Raw genomic sequence first — 19759 nt, forward strand, 5'->3', positions numbered from 1 at the left:
GTCCCTAAATGGTCAAACAGAACCTTTTGTTGTATCATTGAAAATATAAAACCTCCAATAACTACACTCTTCACTCTAAATGTAGTTATCGGAGGTCATTTTCCTTTTTTATTCTATTAAGCTAATACTTTTCCTTCCGGGAACAGTGTGCGAAACACTTTTCTTACAAGCGGTCCTGCAATCAGCAACTGCAATGGCAGTGCAACTATAAAGTTCTTCGGAATATTTGTCAACCAGATAATTCCAATCTGGTTCCACATTCCCTGACTTATAGCAACTTCAAATGCTCCATATAATGACATGATAATTACCATCGGGATAACCATACAACAAGATACACAGATTGCAATCTTCAATCCATTATCACCAGGTTTTACAAGAAAACGGAATGCAAAGCCTTTCGCAGCTTTCGATACTACAAACCAGTCACAGCACATTGCAAAAATATATGCTATCGGAAATCCCAGCCATGCCTGCTGCACTGACTTCATAGACAGACCTCCCATATGAAGCGAAACATTATAAATACTCATTACAAAAACCATTGTGAAACACATCATGATCGTAAAAATTAAACTCTCTCTCTTATTCTGTGGCATTTTTCTCCTCCTAATCCAGACAGCTTATTTCGCGGTATCATTTCAGACATTTTGCAGATGCTTTTTCATGCAGATATCCCTGCCATGAAACTTTCTCGACAAAAAACGAGTGCTGTTCCAAACTTTCGCTTGAACAGCACCCGCCGTTATTTCACTACCATTTGTACTAAAATTATTATTTTTTCAACGTGAACTATTATAGCAAATTTTTTTGAATTGTCAAGAGGCTCTTGCTACTTCTGTCCATAGTAAGCATTCGCCCCATGCTTACGATAATAATGCTTATCCTGTAATTCCTGTGGAGCCGGCTGTACCTGTGGATTCAGCATCTCTGTTCTGGCCGCCATCTTCGCAACCTCTTCCAATACAACCGCATTGTGTACAGCATCTTTTGCATTCTTGCCCCATGTAAATGTTCCATGATTTTTGCACAATACTGCCGGCATTGCCATATATTCTGTATCTTTAAAATGATCTACAATCAGAACTCCCGTATTCTTCTCGTAAGCTTCTTCAATTTCTTCCTTTGTCAAATTTCGAACACATGGGATTTCTCCATACATATAATCAGCATGTGTTGTTCCATAACAAGGAATTCCTCTTCCTGCCTGTGCCCAGCTTGTTGCCCATGGAGAATGTGTATGCACAATTCCCTTTACATCCGGCATTCCTTTATAAATTTCGATATGTGTAGCAGTATCTGAGGATGGATTGTATTTTCCTTCGATTTTATTTCCCTCCAGATCCATGATAACCATATCGTCAGGTGTCAGTTCATCATACTCCACTCCACTTGGCTTGATTGCAAAATATCCTGTCTCCGGGTCTATCTCACTTACATTTCCCCATGTAAATGTAATCAATTTATACTTTGGCAAAAGCATATTGGCCTCATATACTCGTTTTTTCAGTTCTTCTAACATGTTATTACCGCCTTTCACAGATTATTAATTGGCTACATTGTATCACATAATCTGTCTTATGCACCCCATTTTCAGCATTTAGCCAAGATTGTCTATTAGAGGTTAAAAAATGTCCTTTTCTCACCCATAATCAATTCAGTTATCGAGCTCTCTTCCAATATATTTTTCTACCACTTTAAATGGTGCCGGTCCAACATCCAGCACAGCTTTGTGAAATTCTTTCTGTGATGCCTGATTTCCATACTCTTTCACCCAGTCTTTTTTTAATTCCAGAAATTCCACATAACCCACATAATATTTCAAATAATTTCCCGGGCTTCCCAATATCAAATCATAAATTCGATTTATATTATCCTCATCGCCAATTCCATATTTTTTATAAAATGCAATTGCATCTTCCCTACTCCATCCATCATAATGTATTCCGATATCTGCCAGCGTATAAAGCCCTAATACGATTGAACTATTTTTCTGCAACAACGTTGCCTGATCCTTTGTCAGCGGTGCAAGATAATAGCTGCACATTTCCGCATAAGTTGCCCATCCTTCTACATATCCTCCAAAATTTAAAATTGTACGGATAGGATCAGGATTTGTATTTGCAAAATAAACTGTCTGATATAAATGTCCCGGATATCCTTCGTGTGCCAATGTCGTAAACAAAGCCATTGTATTGCCTATCTGTGCTTCATTTACATAAATAACATTTTCATTGTACGCATCAATTGCAGGTATCATATAAAATGCCGGACTTAAATGCTCCTGCATTGCTTTCGGAACATATTTAACCTCATAAGTTGTATCCGGAAGTTCTGGAAAACTAGTTGTTATTTTCGTCTGTAAATCCTGCAAGATAGAAGTCGGATTCTGTGGAATAGACGCATTGACTTCTTTTTCAGAAATCTTCATCACCCGCTCCATTGCCTCTAAGTCTTCCGTCATTTGCCGCCTCGTCATATCCCGGATTTCCTCGACTGAACGCGTTGAACCGGTTGAAGCCTCAACTACCTGTTCATAGTAGTCTTTTCCCTTTGGCAAATAACACAAGCCCTGCTCATTTTTTCCACTTCCTTTTAATTTTTCTATCGTACAAATCAGATTGTCATATGCCGGAAGTACATATGCCTTCATCATTCTTGCATTTTTCTGTATGTAGTCACTCTTTTGTTTATCCGAAAGAGAAGTTACTGTCCAAACCCGCTCTGCAAATGTAGAATACAAATAATTATTTTCTCCCATATCTCGAAATGCCTTACACTGCTCGATTACCTGCTCTGCCATTTTATCCGACATAAATAAACCGGCCTTTGATTTTTTCTGCTCGAATTTTAGCAACGATGCAAAATACTCCGGTGTTGTTTTCATCAACTGTAAATATGTATCCACATCAGACTGTTCATAAAACGGATATTCTGATAAGATAACCGGTAACTGTGTCTGCACGCCACTGACCAATCCCATAGGCTCGTCATACAAAATATAATCTGCATCACGCTCGGTCATATTTAAATAGCATTTCAAAACATCATAAGTTAAAGAGTTTTCCACCGACAGTTTGTTGTAGTCAAAAGTTTTCAACACTTCTTCTAAGTTTTCCACCGATGCAAGTAGATTTTTATTATCTGTCGGAAATGTTCCAAAAGTTACTTCATTTTCCCGAATATCATACTCTTTCGGATTTTTCAATGTGTAATGTAAACTTATCGTATTTGACGATAATTCCTGACAGAACAGTTGCTTTGTAAATTGTCGGAATCGCCGGTCCTGGCCGGAAGATGTCTGTGATTGACAGCCGGATAGTAACAGAATTCCTATTGTGCCGGCGATTACTGAAAATGCTCTTATTTTTTGAGTTGTTATATAATTAACGTTCTTTTTTCCTTTCTCTATTTTATTTTCTTGTATTCCCTTAAAAAAAGACATAAAAACACCGCAGACTATAGAGTTATTTTTATCTTATGGATTGGATAAGCCCTATATTCTACGGTATTTGAATTTATTTTATTGTTATCAAAATCGGATTGATTGCATCCAATTCCATGTCCTGCGCTAAAAACATCTTGCCTCTTAATTTAACAACTTCATCGCTTCTTTCCAGCATGTGCGTCCTGCTGCCAGAATCGAACTTGGCTGTTCCAAAGAAATCAAACCACCTTCTGCCGTAGATATAAATCCGCCTGCTTCCATTACGATCAACGATGCCGCCGCATAATCCCACGGCTGCAACATTAATTCCACATATACTCCGTTTGCTCCCGAAGCAACCCTGCAAATATCAAGTGCCGCTGAACCACCTTCTCGGATTCCAAGGCTGTTTAAGTACAATTTCTTTGCATAATCAAATATTCTGTCTGTGTCCTCTGTCTGATAACGAGCACAACCGAAGGCTGCAAGATTCTCTGAGAGTCCTTTATCTGAACTGTGGATTTCCTTACCGTTGAGTTTTGCTCCCTCTCCCTTTATCGCAGTATACATTTCTCTTGTATATGGATTGTATACACAACCAAACTGCATCTTTCCATGGTATGCCAGCCCTACCGAAATACAGCTATGCTTATAGTCAAAAATAAAATTAGTTGTCCCGTCTATCGGATCAATAATAAAACAATATCCTTCACCCAATTCTTGTTGAATTCCATCTTCTTCCGCCAGGAAATTTGCTTCTGGAAGAATAATTCTTAAATTACGGATCAAATAAGACTGTACATCTTTATCATGCTTTGTCACAAAATTAGATATTCCGGCTTTATCATATATCGTCAATTCTTCTTCATGTGCCTGTAAAATCATCTCCCCTGCAAGTGTCACAATATTTATAATCTCATCATATAACATCGTTATCTCTTTCCCTTCGTTCATTCTTTTGTATCTCTTGATTTACCTATTTTCTATAAGCGGTGACTTGGTTAATCAAATTTTCATTTTTTATATAGACTCCATAATTGTCTTCCTTACATGATTGTAGTAGAATAAAGCTATCAAATGCAAGTGTTTTTACTCATTTTCTATATTACTGCAGGTCGAAATTTATTTTAACTGGGGAGGTAATCCTTATGGCAAGTATTACTCTAAAAAATTTAAATAAAATATATCCGAATGGTTTTGTGTCCGTCAAGGATGTTTCTCTTACAATTGAAGACGGCGAATTTGTAACATTTCATGGTCCAAGCGGATGCGGAAAATCTACCATCTTACGAATGATTGGAGGTCTGGAAGATATTTCTTCCGGTCAAATCTATCTCGGTGATGAATTATTAAATGACATTTTGCCTAGAGATCGTAAACTTGCAATGGCATTCCAAAATTATCGTCTTTACGGCTACTTAAGTGCTTATGAAAATATTGCACTTGGCTTAAAACTTCGTAATATGCCTCGCAATGTCATTGACACACGCGTAAAAACCGCTGTGAAATTTTTTGATATTGAGGATGTTTTAAATAAAAAAGTAACAGAATTAACAGATGCTCAAAAGCAGAAGATAGCACTTTGCCGTGCCACTGTCTGCCATCCAAAAGTTTTACTTGTAGATGAAGATTTCGCTCATGGCAGCGACGAACTTCGTGCTGATATGCTACAGGATATTCAAAGAATCAATAAAGAACTAAATCTGACCGTGCTTTACGTCACCAACAACTATGAAGAGGCAACAAGCCTCGATGGAAAACTTATATTGATGAAGGATGGACAGATTACCAATCAGTAGACCAAAGAGACCATTGGGGACGGAGTTTTCCGGCTTTTTTCTACAAAAAAAGCCGGAAAACTCCGTCCCCAATGGTCCTAAAAATCTGTTGTGCACCGCTTCACGATCTCGCACGGCACAACTACATTTTTCTCAATCTCTTCCTGCTTCTCCAGAAGGCTGATCATATGATCTACGGTTGTCTTGCAAAGTACGTTAAGTTTACTGTCCACGGAAGTCAGCTCTGGTTCGCTGCTGATTGCCATAATAGAATCATTATATCCGCTGATCGACAATTCTTCCGGAACGGAAATAGCTTTTACTTTGGCATACTTCACTGCTCCGATAGCCATCGCATCCTCTGTTGCAAGTACTCCGTCAAACTCCAGCGTTCTACTGTATTCCAAAAGAAGATTCTTCGTATATTCGATATCATTCTTCGTGCGGAATTTCAGCTCGCCTCTGATTGGATATCCTGCGTCTGCGAGTGCAGCCTCATACCCTTTCATTTTCTGACGTCCACTGAAGGAATCCGAATCATACATAAAGAGGATTCTCTCTCTTCCTCTGCGGATCATGGATTTTGTCACCTCATAAGTTGCCTGATAATCATCTGCACATGCACAATATATATTGTCTCCTCTGACACGCCCATTAATCATAAAAACAGGAGTTTTTTTTGCTGCTTCCCGGATATAATCCGTATCATACTCATCTTTTCCATTTCCTGCATAAGTAGAACCGACAAGTACCAGAGTATCAATTCTTTTTGACAAAAGCATATTCACATAATTTTGTTTTTCTTCCTGACCAAAACCGCTGCATCCTAAAATACAGTCATATCCATAACTATGTAAACTACTCTCAAGATACGCAACCGCTTTCGCCATATAACTATCTGCAATATTCGGACAAATAATTCCTACTGTTTTCATTGAATCAAGTCCAAGTCCTCTCGCGAAGACATTCGGCGTGTAATCATTTTCCTTCATTACAGCCAATACTTTTTGTTTTGTTTTTTCGCTGACTCTCGGACTTCCATTTACCACTCTGGATACGGTCGCAATGGATACACCTGAAAGTTTTGCTATATCATATATATTAATTGCCGTGTCCTCTCTTTCTATTTTCTGTCATCCGTAAATGGTATCCTCATATGTAAACGTCGCAACAGTTTTATCTCAGTCGAGAAGACTCCCACCTCTTTCAGGTGGTGAGTAACAGCAAATTTGTCTCAGTGGGAGTCCAATCTCCGACTGAGATAAACGCTCCGCGAGGATGCGCAGTGATTCTGTAAAGAATGTGTCAGCTTACGCTGCCCAGAATCACGCGCCAAGTCTCGCGGATGCTCGACTTGAACTTTCAAAATAGACACCACGCCTAAATTTATTATAATTTAATTATTAAGAAATATCAAATCCGAAATATTTGACTGCATTATTATAAGAAATTCCTTTTACAATCTGCTCAAGCACTTTATAATCTGCCGGATATTCTCCGTTCTCAACCCATCCTCCAATCAGTTCGCAGAGAATTCTTCTGAAATACTCATGTCTTGTGTAAGACAAGAAACTTCTGGAATCTGTAAGCATTCCTACAAAGTTAGACAAAAGTCCTAAGTTTGCAAGAGATGTCATCTGAGCAATCATACCAGTCTTGTGATCGTTGAACCACCATGCACTTCCCTGCTGGATCTTTCCTGCTGCCTCTGTTCCCTGGAAACATCCAAGAATTGTTCCGATTGCTTCATTGTCACAAGGATTCAACGAATACAAGATTGTCTTTGGAAGTTCATCTGTTGCAATCAACGAATTCAGGAAATCCGCTGTCTGTGCACTTGGAGCATAATTGTTGATACAATCAAACCCTGTATCCGGTCCAAGCTTTGCATACATCAGTGCATTATTATCACGTTTACATCCATAATGAATCTGCATTACCCAATTTCTCTTATGATAAGCTCTTGCAACAAACTGCATAAATGCCATCTTAAATTTCATTTCTTCTTCTCTTGTGATGCTTTCACCTGCCAATGCTTTTTTGAAAATCGCATCAACTTCCTCTTCTGTAGCAGGTGCATACATTACATACTCCAACGCATGGTCTGATACAGAGCAGCCCATAGAAGCAAAGAAATCCATTCTGTTCAAAATAGCTTCCTTCATAGTTGCAAAATCTTTTACTTCAATTCCGCTTACTTCCGAAAGAGTTTTCATATAATCTGCATATTCTGGTTTTTCCAGATTCATAGCTTTATCCGGACGCCATGCTGGAAGTACCTGAACTTCAAAAGTATCATCCTCTGCCAGTTTTTTATGCCATTCCAGCGAATCTACCGGATCATCTGTAGTACAAATTAATTTCACATTTGACTGACGGATCAGATTTCTTACAGACATTCCATCTTCCTGTAATTTTGCATTACACAGATTCCAGACTTCTTCTGCTGTCTCTCCGCACAAATGTCCTGTATATCCGAAATATCTCTGCAACTCTAAATGACTCCAATGATACAGAGGGTTTCCGATTGCCTTTTCAAGAGTCTCTGCCCATTTCTGGAATTTTTCACGGTCGCTTGCACCGCCTGTAATGTAATATTCATCCACTCCATTTGAGCGCATCTGACGCCATTTGTAATGATCTCCGCCAAGCCATACCTGTGTAATATTTTCAAACTTTCTATCTTCTGCTATTTCCTGTGGGTTAATATGGCAGTGATAGTCTACGATTGGCATATTCTCTGCATACTCGTGAAAAAGTTTCTGTGATGTTTCTGAAGATAATAAAAAGTCTTTATCCATAAATACTTTCATGTTTGTTCTCTCCTATTTCGTCTCTGTTTTTGTAAGCTCTTACACAGACAGCTATAGTATACTCTTTCCAATTGCATAATGCAAACATTTTCCCTTTATTTTTCCACAATATTTTCCTTCTATTTTTGTCTCTTTTTCACAAATCCACTTGTTTTTTCCCTTTTTATATTGACCTTTTTTTCATTTCGTTATACTTTATATGTAAGCTCTTACATGTTTGTGAGCAATTACATTTAACAGTTCTAAAATATTGGAAGGAGGATTAATTAACCTTTGAAACCATTTATTAAAATCCATCCTGCTGATACCGTCGCAGTTGCACTGTCTCCTTTAAAAGAAGGAACAGAAATTCAAATCGACAATCAGACAGTAGTATTAACAGAAGACATCCCTCAGGGACACAAATTTGCTTTAACAAACATCACCGAAGGGGACTCAATCATTAAATATGGAAATTCCATCGGAGTTGCTAAAACTGACATCACGAAAGGTTCCTGGATCCATACTCATAACATGAAAACAGGACTCGGAGACCTTCTTACTTATACATATAACAAAGAAACAGCTCCACTTGCTGAAAAAGAATCCCGTTTCTTCAATGGATACAGAAGAAATGACGGACGTGCCGGAGTCCGCAATGAGGTCTGGATCATTCCGACTGTCGGATGCGTAAACAACGTAGCTCAAGCAATTGAAAAAGGCTCTCAGGCATTTGTAACTGAGAATGTAGAAGGAGTCATTGCCTTTACTCATCCTTATGGATGTTCCCAGATGGGCGATGATCAGGATCATACTCGCCAGATTCTGGCTGATCTGGTCAACCATCCAAACGCTGGTGGCGTTCTTGTTCTTGGACTTGGATGCGAAAACAGCAACATTGACGAATTAAAGAAACATATCGGAGAATACGATCCACAACGTGTCCGTTTCCTTGTTGCTCAGGAATGTGAAGATGAAATTGCAGACGGAATCGAAGTTGTACGTGAACTTGCCGCTTATGCAAATCAATTCAAAAGAGAACCAATCAGCTGCAGTGAACTTGTGATTGGTATGAAATGTGGAGGTTCCGACGGACTTTCCGGCATCACAGCCAACCCAACTGTCGGTGGATTCTCTGACAGACTGATTGCAATGGGAGGATCTACAATCCTCACTGAGGTTCCAGAAATGTTTGGTGCTGAGACACTGCTGATGAATCGTTGTGAAAACGAAGCACTCTTCGATAAAACAGTAACTCTCATCAATGACTTTAAAGAATATTTCAAACGTCACGGACAAACCATTTATGAAAATCCATCCCCTGGAAATAAAAAAGGTGGAATTTCTACGTTGGAAGACAAATCTCTCGGATGCACACAGAAATCTGGTACTGCTGCCGTTAAAGGTGTGCTTGCTTATGGAGAACCTGTATGTACAAAAGGTCTGAACCTTTTAAGTGCCCCTGGAAATGATCTTGTTGCTGCGACTGCCCTGGCTGCCTCCGGAGCACACATTGTCCTTTTCACAACAGGACGCGGAACACCATTTGCCTGTCCGGTACCAACCGTAAAGATTTCTTCTAATAATCTTCTTGCTCAGAAAAAGAAGAACTGGATTGATTTTAACTGCGGTGTTCTTGTTGATGATACACCGGCTGATGAACTTGCAGACCAACTGCTTGATTTCGTCATTGATATTGCATCCGGTAAGAAATCAAAATCTGAAGAAGCCGGATTCCACGACATGGCAATTTTTAAACAAGGCGTAACACTCTAAAAACAAATAATAATACCATTTTTAACACTCTTTATTGAAAGGATATAATAATCATGAAAAAACTTTCTTACGAAACATTAAAAGAACAAAATTATTCAGGATATCTTCTCGAGGATGCTCCTGAACGTGTACTCCAGTTTGGTGAAGGAAATTTCCTTCGTGCATTTGTTGACTATTTCATCGACGTTATGAATGAAAAAGCTGGATTTAACTCCAAGGTTGTCCTCTGCCAGCCAATCGAATCCGGACTTTCTGATATGATAAATGAACAGGAAGGACTTTACACTCTCTTCTTAAGAGGTTTTCAGGACGGACAGGAAGTAAACAAAAAACGTGTGATTTCATGCGTTAGCCGCTGCCTGAACCCATATAGTGATTTCGAAGCTGTTCTTGAATGTGCTTCTAATCCTGATTTAAGATTTATCACATGCAATACAACAGAGGCTGGAATCGCATACGATCCTTCCTGCCAGTTTACAGATACTCCTGCCAATTCTTATCCTGGAAAACTGACTCAGTTCTTATATCGTCGTTTCCAGAAATTTGGTCAGGAAGAAGGAAAAGGATTCATCATTCTTTCATGTGAGCTGATTGATGACAATGGAAAAGAGCTTGAAAAATGCGTACTGAAGTATGCTGAGCAGTGGAATCTCGGTGAAGATTTTATTGCATGGATCAAAAAAGAAAATACTTTCTGTTCTACATTAGTTGACCGTATCGTTACAGGTTATCCTAGAAATGAAGCAGATGCAATCTGCGAAGGACTCGGATACAAAGACAACTTAATTGATACAGGTGAGATTTTCGGATTCTGGGTAATTGAAGGTCCTCAGTCTATCAAAGATGAGTTCCCTGTAGATAAAGCAGAACTTCCTATCTTGATCACAGATAACCATAAACCTTACAAACAGCGTAAAGTCCGTATCTTAAACGGAGCTCACACTTCCTTTGTTCTCGGTGCTTACCTTGCAGGACAGGACATTGTAAGAGATTGTATGCATGATGACGTAATCTGCGGATTCATGAACAAAACAATTTATGATGAGATCATCCCTACACTGAATCTTCCAAAAGAAGAATTACTTGATTTTGCATCAGCTGTAACAGAACGTTTCAAAAACCCATTTATCGATCACGCTTTACTTGCAATTTCATTAAACTCTACATCTAAATGGAAAGCTCGTGTAATGCCATCATTAAAAGAGTACATCAAACGCCAGGGTTCTCTTCCTGCTTGTATTACTGCTTCCTTTGCATTTTACATTGCTTTCTTCAATGGTCATACATTGACAGAAGATGGTCTTGTAGCAAGCAGAAAAGAAAATGATTACACAGTAAAAGATGACAAAAATGTACTGGAATTCTATCTTGCACACAAAGATGATTCCGTAGAAGATCTCGTTCACGCAGTTTGCACAAATACAGATTTCTGGGGCGAAGATCTTACAGCACTGGAAGGGTTTGAAACTGCAGTTTGCAATTATCTGACACAGATTCGTGAAAAAGGTACTTACGAGGTTATGAAATCTCTTCTGTAATATTTTTTTAGAAATAACTCATCATCATATATGAAATCAAGGAGATATATTATGAATTCAACATTAGAAAAATTAGAACAGTTTGGTATCGTACCTGTTGTTGTACTTGATGATGCAAAAGATGCAGCACCTCTTGCAAAAGCACTTTGTGATGGTGGTCTTGCCTGTGCGGAAGTAACTTTCCGCACAGATGCTGCTGAAGAATCTATCCGCATCATGACATCTGAATATCCTGACATGATTGTCGGAGCCGGTACTGTTCTCACAACCGAACAGGTAGACCGTGCCGTTTCTGCAGGTGCTAAATTCATTGTCAGCCCAGGACTGAATCCAAAAGTTGTAAAATATTGTCTGGAGAAAAATATTCCTGTTACACCTGGAGTTGTTACTCCTAGCGAAATGGAACAGGCTATTGAACTTGGATTAGAAGTAGTTAAATTTTTCCCTGCTGAACCATCCGGCGGACTGGCTATGATCAAAGCTGTCGCAGCACCATACACTATGTTAAGATTCATGCCAACCGGCGGAATAAACCCACAAAACATCACACCTTATCTCCAGTATAATAAAATCATCGCTTGCGGTGGAAGCTGGATGGTAAAAGGAAGTCTTGTTTCTGAAGGAAAATTTGATGAAATTACAGCTCTTACAAAAGAGGCCGTTGAACTTGTTCATTCTGCCCGGGAGGTGAAATAATGGCTAAGGTCGTTACTTTAGGAGAAATTATGCTGAGACTTTCCCCTCCGGGATATCAGCGTTTTGCACAGGCTTCTGATTTTGAAATCAATTACGGCGGTGCTGAAGCCAATGTTGCTGCTTCTTTAGCACAATTTGGAAATGATGCTACATTCGTATCTAAGATTCCTGCTAACGCAATCGGTGATGCCGCAGTTGCAACAATGAAAAAGCTCGGTGTTGACTGTCGCCACATTGTAAGAGGCGGTAAACGTCTCGGAATTTATTTTCTGGAAAATGGTGCTTCTGTCCGCCCTTCCAGCGTTGTTTATGACCGTGCGGATTCGGCTATTACTCAGGCACTCGCAGAAGAATTCGATTTCGACACTATTTTCGAAGGAGTTGACTTGTTTCATGTATCCGGTATAACTCCTGTTCTTAGCGATACTGCTGCCGAACTTACTATGACAGCTTTAAAGAAAGCAAAAGAACATGGTGTTACAGTATCTTTTGATCTGAACTATCGTGCAAAACTCTGGACAGAAGATGTAGAAGGAAAACAGAAAATGCTTTCTGATATGATGCCTTATGTAGATATTTGCTTTGGAAATGCAAGAGATGCTGCAAAATGTCTTGGTTATACAGAAGGTGATACCGACTTTATTAATGGTGATTACAGCATTTGTGTCGATGAAGAACACATGACAAACGTAATGAAACATTATGGATTTACTCACCTGATCACAACACTCAGAAACAGCATAAGCGCTTCTGATAACGGTTGGTCCGGTGCTATATGTACCAGTTCAGGACTTTATCATGGAAGCAATTACAATCTTCATATTGTCGACCGTGTTGGCGGCGGAGATTCCTTTGCCTCTGGAGTACTTCATGGAATTCTATCCGATATGGGTGCTGAAAAAGCTCTGGAATTCGGACTTGCTGCCGCAGCAATCAAACACACTATTCCTGGCGATTTAAACTTTATCTCAGAAAATGAAGTTCTTGCACTGATGGATAGTGACGGGGCAGGACGCGTACAGCGCTAAAACCAGTAGGACCGGGGAAACCAATGGGGACGGGGAACCAGTAGGGACGGAGTTAATGGCTCTTTTTTTATTAAAAAAGCCATTAACTCCGTCCCTACTGGTTCCCCGTCCCCATTGGTTCCCCTCGCTTGTTTATATCAACGCATTATAGATGTCTCTCTTGGACACCCCTCTGTCCTTAGCCACCTTCTTCATAGCTTCTTTTTTATCAATCCCTTGTGACAGATAATGCTCCATATGTTCTTCAATACTCATTTCTTCCCACTGAGCTTTTTCTTCCTGAGCAATCTGCTCACGGCTTCTTCCTTCGATCACAAGTACGCACTCACCTTTTGGCGACTGCTCATTATAATATGCACACGCCTCTTCTAATGTTGTCGCAAATGCTGTCTCGTGACGCTTTGTAAGCTCCCTACAGACCGTTATCCGTCGTTCCTTGCCCAATCGTTCATTTAACATCTTTAACGTCTTTAAAAGGCGATGTGGAGCCTCATACATAATAATTGTTCTTGTTTCCCGCTCTATTTCCTGAAGCACCAGCTCTTTTTCCTTCTTATCCGTTGGAAGAAACGCTTCAAAAGCAAATCTTCTTGTAGATAATCCAGATAATGTAAGTGCTGTAATACAGGCTGCTGCCCCCGGAAGCGACGTAACCGAAATTCCAGCTTCATAACACATCTTTACAAGTTCTTCCCCTGGATCTGAAATTCCTGGCGTACCCGCATCTGTAATCAATGCAATATTCATACCATCCTGCAATTTTTCAACCAGTTTACGACCTTTTTCATATTTGTTATATTCATGGTAGCTCGTCATTGGCGTCTGTATCTCAAAATGATTCAGCAATTTAATACTGTTTCTTGTATCTTCCGCTGCAATCAGATCTACTTCTTTCAACGTCCGTATCACACGAAATGTCATATCTTCCAGATTACCGATCGGTGTTGCACACAGATATAATGTTCCTGACATAATAATTCCTCTCTAATGCTCATACATGATTATCGGCGGCTCAACTGTCACACGCGATTTTCCGCCTCGCAGTCCCTCTATCAAAACCATTGTCGGTTCCTTGTCTATATAAGGATGTACAAACTGAATACGTTTCGGCTCAATTCGATACTGGCACATCTTCGCCATAATCTCAGCAAGCCTGAATGGTTTATGAATCATATAAAAACGTCCCTTGCTATCCGCAAGAATCTTTTCACTCTCTCTTAAAATATCATCTAAAGTACAAAGTATCTCATGTCTTGCTATTGTCTTTGCATCGCCCTCATTTTTCAGGCCATGCTGATTTAACATGTAAGGCGGATTCGTAGTGATAACATCAAAAGAGGCAGGCGGAAAAATCGTTGCTGCCTCTTTAATATCTCCTGTTACAATATCAATCTTATCTTCCAACCGGTTATATGCCACACTTCTTCGTGCCATATCTGCACTCTCTTCCTGAATCTCAAGACCGGTAAAATGACTTCCCTTTGTCTTGCCTTCTAATAGAATTGGCAATATTCCTGTTCCTGTTCCAAGATCCAGCACCCGTTCTCCCGGTTTTACTTTTGCAAAATTAGAAAGAAGTACTGCATCGATTCCAAAACAAAAACGCTTCGGATCTTGTATGATCTCGTAACCTTTTAACTGCAAATCATCCAATCGCTCTCCCGGATACAAATGTACATCCTGATTCTTAATTGTCATCTAACTTGGATGCTCCTTCATTTTTCTCCAATTTGGCAAATTGTTTCATCTCTTCCTTTGAAACCTTTGTTTTTCTTCGTCTCGGTTTAAATTTCAACTCATCAGCAGAATACTCTCGAATCTCTTTCTCATCATTTTCAAGATTTACAATCACCTTAACCTGCTTACGTAAAACACTTAACGAATGCACTACTCCACTTAACTGATCCGGTGTTGTCACCATATCTCCGACTGATGGAAGCTGACTGTTCAACTCTTCATACGTTTCTTCTTCATTTGTCAAACAACACATCAAACGTCCGCAAACACCAGAAATCTTTGTTGGATTAAGTGAAAGATTCTGTTCCTTTGCCATCTTAATTGAAACTGCTGCAAACTCAGATAAATATGTGCTACAGCACAATGGTCTGCCACAGATTCCAATCCCTCCACGGATCTTTGTCTCATCTCTCACACCAATCTGACGCAATTCAATTCTTGTACGGAAAACTGCCGCCAAATCCTTGACAAGCTCTCTAAAATCAATTCTTCCATCTGCTGTAAAATAAAATAATACTTTATTATTATCAAATGTATATTCTACATCAATCAGTTTCATCTGCAAATTGTGCTTGCGAATCTTTTCCAGACAAATTTTAAACGCTTCTTTTTCTTTTTCTTTATTCTTCTCAACCGTTTTTTTATCCTGTTCATTTGCAATACGAATAACAGATTTTAACGGCTGTACGACTTCATCATCGCTCACTTCCTTCGGACCGCTTACAACACGCCCGTATTCTATGCCTCTTGCAGTCTCAACAATGACATATTCTCCCTGCTTTATTTCCAGTTCTCCCGGCGAAAAAAAATATATCTTTCCTGCAGTTCGAAAACGCACACCTATTACTTTTATCATTCTTCTAGTTCTCCTTTATTGTCAGCAGAAGCAATTCCATTGTCAGCTCAAAGTTTACATTTGCATTTAGTCTTGCCTTTGCTTTCTCGATACCTTCCAGTATTACTTCAATACCTTCATAGGAACTTTTACTGGCACGCTGCTTGATATACTTCAGCTGATCTGAAAATACAACCCTGTCTGGATCTTTTGTTGCTTTAAATAATAAAACATCACGATACCAGATTGCAATAATATCCAGATAATCCTGAATCTCCAGCTTATATGACATACAGTTTTTCACCGCAGCCATCAACTCTTCTACCTGCATCTCATCAATATTTCTAAGCAGTCTGATTGCCTCTTCTTTAATCTCATTAAAATATTCAGAAGTTGCAAGTGAAATTGCTTTTCCCATATTCCCCTGTGCAAATGCTACGCAGATATCTGCTTTATAATCTGGAATCTCCAACTGCTCCATAAGATATTTTTTCACCAATTGATCTCTAATATTACGCAATTTCAACATAACACATCGAGAACGTATTGTTGGCAATAATACTTCTGCATTCTGTGTTAAAAGCATGATCACTGCATACTCCGGTGGCTCTTCAATCGTCTTTAATAACGCATTCTGAGCCTGTACACTCATCATATCTGCATCATCAATAATATAAATCTTATATTTACTACTATAAGGTTTTATCACAATATCATTATTTACCTGTTCACGAATATCATCTACACTAATCGTCGTCGGTTTTTCATGAACAACACGGATAATATCCGGCTGGTTACCATTCATTGCCTGTTTACAAGACTGGCATTTTCCACATGCATCTCCGTCTGCCTCTCGGTTCTGGCACTGAAGACTCATTGCAAATAGATTTGCCAGTAGTTTCTTTCCAGACCCTCTTTCTCCGTTGAGTATATAAGCATGGGAGACAGTATCCGATGTCACAGCATTCCCAATGTACTGTATTATATTTTTGTGTCCTACAACGTCTTTAAATCCGCTCATTCTATCACCCACATTCTTTGAATTTATTCCCGCAGCCATTCAACCACTTCGACATTCGTATTATAACATAGTTTTTAAGGGAGTCATACCCGCAAATACGAAAAAGTCTTCTGCGCATCTCTGCAATCCTGCCGGAGGCTATATCAGATGGAGATTGACTCCCACCACTGATACTGATTTGTTACTCGCCACCTACAGAGGTGGTAGTCTTCTCGCATCTGATATAATCACAAATCTCACTTACACATTTTTGAAAATCAAAATTTTGAAAACGCTTTGTAATTCCCGCATCCTGTAAATTTTTCTCCGAAAAGTCCTCTGAATCTGCTAAAAATCTTCTGCACATTTCTGCATATTTAGGTGCTGCCTGCTGTCGCTCTCTTTCCAGAGCCCTGCTTAATCGCAATCCATCCTCTACCTCTACATATAACGGAATCATATTTTCTTTTCCGAAATATTTACACATTTCCTTATAAGACACCAACGTGCCAATCACCAGATAACTATATTGCGACAAATCAACTTGTCCATCGTCTGCCGTAAAATATTTCCAAATTCCATGTTTTGTCTGATAAGCACGCTGCTCAATAACACAACCTCTTTTTTCCAATTCCTGAAGTTTATTTTCATCTACAAAATGATATTCCACCCCATTTTGTTCTCCTTCGCGGATTGGTCTTGTTGTATATAAAATTATATTTTTCAATTCCGGTATTCTTTCTTTTATTTTCTTAAAAAGAGAATCTTTCCCAGATGAGCTTTTTCCCATTAAATAAAAAATCTTTCCCATGCTTTTTCCTCTCTCACTGTTACATACATTATAGTTGTTCTATTTTACTAAATTCAAGTCGAGCAACCGCGAGACTTGGCGCGTGATTCTCGCGGAGCGTTTATCTCAGTCGGAGATTGGACTCCCACTGAGATAACTACATTTTGGGTACTTACTTTAACACTTCTAATTTACCTTCTTCTTTTGCACCCTCAATATCAAAACCTGCACATTCATACTGTATGAGAATTTTAATTGCTTCGTTTGAAATTTGCTCTCCCGGAACTATAATCGGAATCCCCGGCGGATATAGATAAGCATACTCTGTTGAAATATATCCCACACAATTTTTATATTCTAACGATACCACATTTTCCTTATTCTTTGCTTTTTTTATTGCTTCAGCACTCGGATAAACCTGCTCTAATTCTGGTAATTGATAACTATGGAGTTTAATGTTTTTTTCACAACTGTCTGTTCTTTTTGAAATGTTATCCACATTATTCGGTTCTTTTTCACCTTTTTTATTGAATAACTCTTTTTTATCTAACTCTTCATCTATTTCATATAAGGCTTTCACCAGTCTATCCATTCCATCCTTCTTATCCCCTATAGAAGTCATAGCCAGTACATAACTTCCTGCTGACAGTTCCATTTCCAAATGATATTTCTTTAATAATATCCAATGCAATTCTTTTCCTGTCATTTTGGTATCTTTCACAGAAATAACTAATTTGGATTTATCATATTCTACCTTGCCGGTCTCTACCAATTTCAAATGTTTCAAATGTCGTAAATTTTTTCTCACATTATCTAAATTTTCTACATAGCTTTGAAAATAAGCATCTCTATAATTTTCCAGCATATCTATACATTCATCTATAGAGGCCATTAATATATAGGATGGACTGCTCGACTGAAGCATATGTAAATACATTCTCACCGATTCTCTATCTACGATTTGTCCATTCATATGTATCAATGCTGTCTGTGTCAAAGAAGGGAGTGTTTTATGTATACTCTGGATTACAATATCGGCACCTTTTTCATTCGCATTTCTTGGAAAATATGGATGAAATCCAAAATGTGCTCCATGAGCTTCATCAACGATCAATGGGATTCCATATTCATGAACAATCTTCGCTATTGTTTCTATATCTGACAAAACACCATCATATGTAGGCGAAACTATCATAACTGCTTTTATTTTATTTTCACAATCAGATTTGTAATTTTCCTCTAACTTCTTCCGAATCTTTTCCGGATCTATTTCTCCATTCAATTCTACTTCCGGATCATAATTAGGATAAATATAATCAACATGCAATTCATTCATGTAAATAGCATGATATACCGATTTGTGGCAATTTCTTGCAACAAGAATCCGATCTCCTTTTTCTGTCGATCCTAAAATAGCACTTAAAATACCGACTGTACTTCCATTTACTAAAAAAGCTGTTTCTTCAGCATGAAAAATCTTTGCCGCTCGTTCCTGTTCTTCTTTTAAAATTTCTTTTGAATGATGAAGGTCATCAAATCCTGTAATTTCTGTAATATCATATGCATATGGAATATCCGCTTTTATAAGCTCTTTATTTCTTTTATGTCCCGGCATATGAAATCCATAATAATCAGAGTCACTGTATTTTTTTAATCTTTTATATAAGGTTTCTGACATTGTTTTTAGCGCTCCTTAAACTTAAATAAAAAAAAATCAACGTCTATTCAACGTTGATCATTTACAATGAGCGTGCGGGGATTCGAACCCCGGACAACTTGATTAAAAGTCAAGTGCTCTACCACCTGAGCTACACGCCCATATTCACAGCTATTATTGCAGTGAAAATGCCCAGAGCCGGAATCGAACCAGCGACACGAGGATTTTCAGTCCTCTGCTCTACCGACTGAGCTATCTGGGCATAAGACTTAAAAGTCTTGAATTGCGGGGGCAGGATTTGAACCTACGACCTTCGGGTTATGAGCCCGACGAGCTTCCAGACTGCTCCACCCCGCGATATGAAGTTAACTCTCAAAAAGAGAAAGCCGATGATCGGACTCGAACCGATAACCTGCTGATTACAAATCAGCTGCTCTGCCAATTGAGCCACATCGGCTTGCATTTGCAAGTCCGATTAAAAATCGGAATGGATGGAGGTGGATTCGAACCACCGAAGCAATTTGCAGCAGATTTACAGTCTGTCCCCTTTGGCCACTCGGGAATCCATCCATATTATTTTTTTAAGTGGGACCTACAGGGCTCGAACCTGTGACCCTCTGCTTGTAAGGCAGATGCTCTCCCAGCTGAGCTAAGATCCCACATAACGACCCAGAAGAGACTCGAACTCTCGACCTCCGCCGTGAC

Annotated in this window: 17 protein-coding genes and 6 tRNA genes; 5 read left to right on the forward strand and 18 right to left on the reverse strand. The window is 39.0% G+C overall.

The window, feature by feature from the left end:
* Positions 1–116: 116 nt before the first annotated feature.
* From LQE94_RS14120 to LQE94_RS14135, 4 genes are all read right to left on the reverse strand, one after another.
* Positions 117–599: a DUF2798 domain-containing protein gene (locus LQE94_RS14120; RefSeq protein ID WP_240577986.1), complete on the reverse strand. Its 483-nt coding sequence runs from the start codon at positions 597–599 to the stop codon at positions 117–119.
* A 233-nt stretch (positions 600–832) separates the two neighbouring features.
* The gene (locus tag LQE94_RS14125) at positions 833–1522 is read right to left on the reverse strand and encodes an L-ribulose-5-phosphate 4-epimerase (RefSeq protein WP_022074599.1); all 690 of its coding nucleotides are present in this window, start codon (positions 1520–1522) and stop codon (positions 833–835) included.
* A 135-nt stretch (positions 1523–1657) separates the two neighbouring features.
* Positions 1658–3445, reverse strand: a complete 1788-nt coding sequence (locus tag LQE94_RS14130; RefSeq protein ID WP_240577987.1) for a DUF885 domain-containing protein — start codon at positions 3443–3445, stop codon at positions 1658–1660.
* A gap of 144 nt (positions 3446–3589) precedes the next feature.
* Positions 3590–4381 carry an inositol monophosphatase family protein gene (locus LQE94_RS14135; RefSeq protein WP_022074597.1) on the reverse strand — a complete coding sequence of 264 codons (792 nt, stop codon included), beginning with the start codon at positions 4379–4381 and terminating at the stop codon, positions 3590–3592.
* 194 nt (positions 4382–4575) lie between these two features.
* Here LQE94_RS14135 and LQE94_RS14140 point away from each other — a divergent pair, with 194 nt between their 5' ends.
* Positions 4576–5226, forward strand: coding sequence for an ABC transporter ATP-binding protein (locus LQE94_RS14140; RefSeq protein WP_240577988.1), 651 nt, complete (start codon positions 4576–4578; stop codon positions 5224–5226).
* A 77-nt stretch (positions 5227–5303) separates the two neighbouring features.
* Here the strand turns inward: LQE94_RS14140 and LQE94_RS14145 are convergent, their stop codons facing one another.
* Positions 5304–6311 carry a LacI family DNA-binding transcriptional regulator gene (locus LQE94_RS14145; RefSeq protein ID WP_117991725.1) on the reverse strand — a complete coding sequence of 336 codons (1008 nt, stop codon included), beginning with the start codon at positions 6309–6311 and terminating at the stop codon, positions 5304–5306.
* Between the two features lie 297 nt (positions 6312–6608).
* A complete protein-coding gene (gene uxaC / locus LQE94_RS14150) occupies positions 6609–8018 on the reverse strand; it encodes a glucuronate isomerase (protein ID WP_240577989.1) in 1410 nt (469 codons plus the stop codon).
* A 273-nt stretch (positions 8019–8291) separates the two neighbouring features.
* Here uxaC and LQE94_RS14155 point away from each other — a divergent pair, with 273 nt between their 5' ends.
* Genes LQE94_RS14155 through LQE94_RS14170 form a run of 4 tightly spaced genes read left to right on the forward strand, consistent with a single transcriptional unit; the run spans position 8292 to position 13035 of the window.
* On the forward strand, positions 8292–9773 hold the full coding sequence (locus LQE94_RS14155; RefSeq protein ID WP_240577990.1) for a UxaA family hydrolase: 1482 nt from the start codon (positions 8292–8294) through the stop codon (positions 9771–9773).
* A gap of 53 nt (positions 9774–9826) precedes the next feature.
* Positions 9827–11311: a tagaturonate reductase gene (locus LQE94_RS14160; RefSeq protein WP_240577991.1), complete on the forward strand. Its 1485-nt coding sequence runs from the start codon at positions 9827–9829 to the stop codon at positions 11309–11311.
* A 51-nt stretch (positions 11312–11362) separates the two neighbouring features.
* Positions 11363–12007: a bifunctional 4-hydroxy-2-oxoglutarate aldolase/2-dehydro-3-deoxy-phosphogluconate aldolase gene (locus LQE94_RS14165; protein WP_240577992.1), complete on the forward strand. Its 645-nt coding sequence runs from the start codon at positions 11363–11365 to the stop codon at positions 12005–12007.
* Complete coding sequence (locus LQE94_RS14170) at positions 12007–13035, forward strand: sugar kinase (RefSeq protein WP_240577993.1); 1029 nt, start codon at positions 12007–12009, stop codon at positions 13033–13035. Before LQE94_RS14165 ends, LQE94_RS14170 begins: the two co-directional genes overlap by 1 nt.
* Positions 13036–13167: 132 nt before the next feature.
* On the opposite strand, the gene rsmI is transcribed toward LQE94_RS14170, so the two are convergent.
* The 12 genes from rsmI to LQE94_RS14230 form a co-directional block, all read right to left on the reverse strand.
* Positions 13168–14007: a 16S rRNA (cytidine(1402)-2'-O)-methyltransferase gene (gene rsmI, locus LQE94_RS14175; RefSeq protein ID WP_240577994.1), complete on the reverse strand. Its 840-nt coding sequence runs from the start codon at positions 14005–14007 to the stop codon at positions 13168–13170.
* 12 nt (positions 14008–14019) lie between these two features.
* Positions 14020–14733, reverse strand: a complete 714-nt coding sequence (locus LQE94_RS14180; protein ID WP_022075353.1) for a tRNA1(Val) (adenine(37)-N6)-methyltransferase — start codon at positions 14731–14733, stop codon at positions 14020–14022.
* On the reverse strand, positions 14723–15628 hold the full coding sequence (locus tag LQE94_RS14185; protein WP_022075354.1) for a PSP1 domain-containing protein: 906 nt from the start codon (positions 15626–15628) through the stop codon (positions 14723–14725). Before LQE94_RS14185 ends, LQE94_RS14180 begins: the two co-directional genes overlap by 11 nt.
* A 4-nt stretch (positions 15629–15632) precedes the next feature.
* Positions 15633–16628, reverse strand: a complete 996-nt coding sequence (gene holB, locus LQE94_RS14190) for a DNA polymerase III subunit delta' (protein ID WP_117991747.1) — start codon at positions 16626–16628, stop codon at positions 15633–15635.
* Positions 16629–16809: 181 nt separating this feature from the next.
* A complete protein-coding gene (locus tag LQE94_RS14195; protein WP_240577995.1) occupies positions 16810–17418 on the reverse strand; it encodes a guanylate kinase in 609 nt (202 codons plus the stop codon).
* 151 nt (positions 17419–17569) lie between these two features.
* Complete coding sequence (locus LQE94_RS14200) at positions 17570–19075, reverse strand: aminotransferase class I/II-fold pyridoxal phosphate-dependent enzyme (RefSeq protein ID WP_240577996.1); 1506 nt, start codon at positions 19073–19075, stop codon at positions 17570–17572.
* Positions 19076–19142: 67 nt separating this feature from the next.
* Positions 19143–19215, reverse strand: a tRNA-Lys gene (locus LQE94_RS14205).
* Positions 19216–19243: 28 nt separating this feature from the next.
* Positions 19244–19316: transfer RNA gene (locus LQE94_RS14210), tRNA-Phe, on the reverse strand.
* Positions 19317–19337: 21 nt separating this feature from the next.
* A tRNA-Met gene (locus LQE94_RS14215) sits at positions 19338–19411 on the reverse strand.
* A 27-nt stretch (positions 19412–19438) separates the two neighbouring features.
* Positions 19439–19511, reverse strand: a tRNA-Thr gene (locus tag LQE94_RS14220).
* Positions 19512–19542: 31 nt separating this feature from the next.
* Positions 19543–19624, reverse strand: a tRNA-Tyr gene (locus LQE94_RS14225).
* Positions 19625–19640: 16 nt separating this feature from the next.
* Positions 19641–19713, reverse strand: a tRNA-Val gene (locus LQE94_RS14230).
* Positions 19714–19759: the final 46 nt, after the last annotated feature.

Origin of the sequence: Mediterraneibacter sp. NSJ-151, assembly GCF_022487435.1 — a bacterium.
Lineage (GTDB): Bacteria > Bacillota > Clostridia > Lachnospirales > Lachnospiraceae > Schaedlerella > Schaedlerella hominis.